Here is a 4,025-nt window from a genome sequence, read left to right as displayed (position 1 = left end):
GGTGAAGGGTTCGACAGGATACCTTATCTAAAAAACAGGGTCAATACTTGGAAATTGCGGTTTTGTAATTTATTTCACATTAAAGGCAAATTAAGCGGAATGACACTGACGAATTATGACATTCTATATAAACCATAGAATCATCAAGTTAAAGCACAAGCATACTATCGCAGGCAACACCTAACCACGTAATACTCGTCGCAGCTTTGGTGGATCCACAGATTGCACAGCCTTCCCTTTACAAGCAATGTTCATCGTGAAAGGCGGTTCCAACCCGTTGGACCATTATCCACCCCACCCCCTTGCTAGTCGCACTACAATGGCTTCATGAAAATTAATAACACATCCACACGTCCTTCCGATGGAAACGTCATCACGCTTAGCAGGAGGGATCTCTACCTAACCATGACCATCCTAGCTCTTGCCGTGGGCATATTTTTCGGCCATGTGATCTGGGGAATGAGATCAGATGGCAATGCACAGACCACAGCAACTAACACATCAGCGAAGGAACTGAAGATCGATCGTTACGATGTCCCGGTCGATGGTTTCCCTGCTACCGGTCCTGAAGACGCTCCCATTGTCATCGTCGAGTTCAGCGATTATCAATGTCCCTTCTGCAAAAAGTGGCACGATGAGGTCTACACCAAGCTTCTGGCGGCTTATCCTGACAAAATTAAGTTTGTTTACCGCAACCTGCCTCTGACCTCCATCCACCCAGAGGCATTTCCTGCAGCAATGGCTGCCCTTTGTGCAGGTGAGCAGAATGCCTTCTGGCAGTTTCATGGCAGGCTTTTCAGCGGTGAAACCCTGAGTAACAGGATTTACATCCAATTCGCCGAGGAACTGGGATTGGATATGGTCTCATTTGAAAGTTGCATCGCCAACCGGAAGTACCGGGCGCTTGTGCAGGAAGATATTGATTTTTCTGTGAGCCTGGGTATACGCTCGACACCGACCTTCTTTATCAACGGAATTGCCGTAGTCGGCGCCCAACCTTTGGATGCATTCAAACAATTGATTGACGCAGAATTAGCCGGTGAGTTGCCTACGAACTAAAGGAAATTTCCTGGAAGTATTTTCCTCCAGTGTATTCAGGGTATGCAAGCTCGAACGATTCGAAACAGGTGAACAACAATTCTCGCAAGAGGTTTATCCATGCAATCCAATTTTCCGTTTCACGATTTGCTAAATTACTACACGATTACGGATGAAAGCAAGCGTCTAACCCGAATTGAGTCTGAGCTTGAATTGTTGCGGACGCGGGATATTTTCAGTCGGTGGTTACCGGTTCCGCCAGCCATCGTACTGGATGTTGGCGGTGGTCCTGCTATTCATTCCCATTGGCTGGCAGACTGCGGATACCTGGTCCATTTAGTGGATATCGTCCCGGCTCACATCGAACTTGCACAGGCAAGGGATCGGCAACATTCACACAAATTACAGAGCATCCAGCTTGGCAATGCTTGCAGCCTTATCGTCGAACCCGAGAGTATAGATGCGGTCATTATGCTGGGACCGCTGTATCACCTTACAAGACGGCACGACAGGATTCAGGCTTTGCAGCAGGCTTTCCGTGTTCTGAAGCCGGGAGGCATTCTGCTGGCAGGCGCAATATCCCGGTACATCCCGTTGGTCAAAGTATTGACCAGGAATTTGCTTGATGAACGCTCCATGTCCATTGCCAGGCAAACTGCCTATACGGGTCAGCACCGCCCTGACCCCGACCAGGATTTCTTTACTACAGCTTTCTTCCACCACCCCAGTGAATTGGAAAGAGAGATCAAACAAGCGAGATTCCAGTACCGTACCACGTTGGCAGTCGAAGGCCCTGCCAAGCTGCTTGGCGAGAGATTCAAGGAACACTGGTCTCATGCAGAAACCCGACAGTGGCTTCTTGATATGACTCGTAATATGGAGGCAGATCGCTCTCTATTGGGAGTAAGTGGTCATATCATCGGTATAGCGAGAAAACCGGCATGAACGTATTGCTTTCGGATATAGCCCACCTGCGTCGAAAGTGTCCCTGGTATCAAACACAGACACTGGAAACCTTAGGAACGTATCTTGCAGAGGAATTTCAGGAGGTTCTTGTTGCGTTGGAAAACCAAGATCCGATTGCCCTCAAAGAGGAATTGGGTGATCTGCTTTTTCAGATCCTGGTCTACAGCGAGTTGGCAAGCGAAGTAGGCTGGTTCACCATGCCAGAAGTCATAGATGACTTGCATCGCAAGATCATGCGACGAAATCAACATGTTTTTGGCAACCTGGTTTTGTCAGATATCGAGGCCGTAAATCTTAATTGGCAAGCTATCAAGGCAATTGAAAGAAATCTCGATCGTGAAGGGATAAATTGGAAAATGTACGAGGTAACCATCGAACAAGATCAGGCGTTTATCACATTCAAGAACCACCCAACCGTGGCGATTCCTCTCGAACCGCCAACGGCTCAAAATTTTGCACCCGGCTATACTTACGCTGCATGGGTATGGCTGGCACTCAACGATGCCTTTGAGCATGCGACGGTTTCGATGCCTGAGGATGCTGTTAGGAGGCTGGCAATCCAAATATCAAAGCAAGTGAAAGCTTGTACCAAGCGCGAACAAGGGTCCGAGTTACCTGCAGATTGTCACTCACATTCTAATGTTGAGCTCGATGTCCGTTCTATCTAATACCATCAAGTCGAGGAAAGTATTCTTCATCAGATAACTCAAAGTTGGATGAGAAGCCTGACCTGTTTTGGGGAACATCATTCAAGTTCAAATCAAGTTATACTTGCCGCATGGCATGGACTCGGTCAAGGCTTACAATTTGGCGGGGATGTACTCGAAGCAGACAAGTCCCATATCAAGTCAATTGAACTTGACGAGTTCAGCGAGATCGCCGAATGTGCCCGTACAGCCCGCACACAGATCGCAGAAAAGGGCTTTCACGCTGCGGCTGGGCGCGCCGCGCATGGATGCGGTGATGTACTGCGTGTCCGCTCTGGAAAAGTTCGAGAAGATGCCACTTGAAGAGGTGCAGCAGATTGGCTTCGAGATCGGCCGGCTCGGCACGCGTGGATTGCACGTGAACAGTTCAGAAGGAAAATATACACTCAATAATTGGGTGGCAATTTCTCGGGACTTCAATTGGTATGCTACGAATATGTAGCATTCAAAAAGTTTGCACCCGAGCAAAATATTGGTTTTGATTTGAGCGTGGAATGTCAAGCCGCGTTGAAGTCATTTGATGAAAGCTAAAATCTATTTGCCTGAGATTAGAAAGCTAATGTTATATCTTCCTACCTATTACTTTTGGAAACGGTGATTTTCATAAGTAACCAGAGCTTGTAGATTAACTACCCTTCAATTTCCAAGCCAGTCTTCGACGCACCCAAATTTCAAGAAGGCGGTTTGTAGGATTCCACCTCTCTCAACAGCAGATACACTAATGACGGAAAAATTCGACGAATCTTCCTGTGACTCATCGTGCAACGAAGAAAATATTCAAATTGGCTTGGTCACTTGCACTAGACTCAACATACGTCAACAACCCCAGCGGCATTCCCAAATTGGTTCCGTCAACGTGTCGGTAGCTCTTCTAAGCTTGCAGTTCGATGCTATTCAAATATACTATAAAGTTCTTTAATCATATTGATAAGCTCTAGCAATGATAGTTGGTTGCTATTAAGCCTCATAGAGAACCCCTAATGCCTGTACTTTTCGGGTCTGTTTCTAATCGAAGATTATTTCTCTTAGGGCTTTAATATCTCGCATTTAAACAAATACTTAATGTCTGACCGTTGATTATTATGCACTTCTGAATTCGTGGCTTTATTCCTCGAATGACCGGTTTTTGAATTTTAGGGTATTGCTATTCTCAGAAACAATTCTTACTCGCTCCTCAGGGATTCCATTTGGTACGTCGACTTCAATTTCCAAAGTGATTTTGGTTTTAGCTCCGCCGAGGCTTGTAAGATGTGAGACGACTTCATCTGCGATACGCCCGGCATCACGCCCCATGCGAGTAGGATCAAGTTCCAC

At 46.7% G+C, this 4,025-nt stretch carries 5 protein-coding genes; 4 read left to right on the top strand and 1 reads right to left on the bottom strand.

Features of this window, described 5'->3' with window-relative positions; translation table 11 throughout:
- Window positions 1-405 precede the first annotated feature (405 nt).
- The 4 genes from AC14M5_RS12855 (at window position 406) to AC14M5_RS12840 (ending at window position 3,014) form a co-directional block, all read left to right on the top strand.
- Entirely contained in the window at window positions 406-1,059 is a 654-nt protein-coding gene (locus AC14M5_RS12855) for a DsbA family protein (protein ID WP_484030071.1), read from the top strand.
- 99 nt (window positions 1,060-1,158) lie between these two features.
- A complete protein-coding gene (locus AC14M5_RS12850) occupies window positions 1,159-1,983 on the top strand; it encodes a class I SAM-dependent methyltransferase (protein WP_484030070.1) in 825 nt (274 codons plus the stop codon).
- Window positions 1,980-2,672, top strand: coding sequence for a MazG nucleotide pyrophosphohydrolase domain-containing protein (locus AC14M5_RS12845; RefSeq protein ID WP_484030069.1), 693 nt, complete (start codon window positions 1,980-1,982; stop codon window positions 2,670-2,672). The genes AC14M5_RS12850 and AC14M5_RS12845 overlap by 4 nt, the downstream gene beginning before the upstream one ends.
- A gap of 48 nt (window positions 2,673-2,720) precedes the next feature.
- Window positions 2,721-3,014, top strand: a complete 294-nt coding sequence (locus tag AC14M5_RS12840; protein ID WP_484030068.1) for a hypothetical protein — start codon at window positions 2,721-2,723, stop codon at window positions 3,012-3,014.
- An 801-nt stretch (window positions 3,015-3,815) separates the two neighbouring features.
- On the opposite strand, the gene AC14M5_RS12835 is transcribed toward AC14M5_RS12840, so the two are convergent.
- Window positions 3,816-4,025: hypothetical protein (locus AC14M5_RS12835; protein ID WP_484030067.1), on the bottom strand; the 210-nt coding region annotated here is incomplete at its 5' end.

The organism is Candidatus Villigracilis sp. (assembly GCF_057083605.1).
The sequence above is the reverse complement of the archived record's forward strand: the minus strand, read 5'-3'. Positions and strand labels throughout refer to the sequence as shown.

Coding starts and splice junctions, on each gene's coding strand:
- AC14M5_RS12855 (WP_484030071.1), top strand. CDS start 406: ATGACCATCCTAGCTCTTGCCGTGGGCATATTTTTCGGCCATGTGATC.
- AC14M5_RS12850 (WP_484030070.1), top strand. CDS start 1,159: ATGCAATCCAATTTTCCGTTTCACGATTTGCTAAATTACTACACGATT.
- AC14M5_RS12845 (WP_484030069.1), top strand. CDS start 1,980: ATGAACGTATTGCTTTCGGATATAGCCCACCTGCGTCGAAAGTGTCCC.
- AC14M5_RS12840 (WP_484030068.1), top strand. CDS start 2,721: ATGAGAAGCCTGACCTGTTTTGGGGAACATCATTCAAGTTCAAATCAA.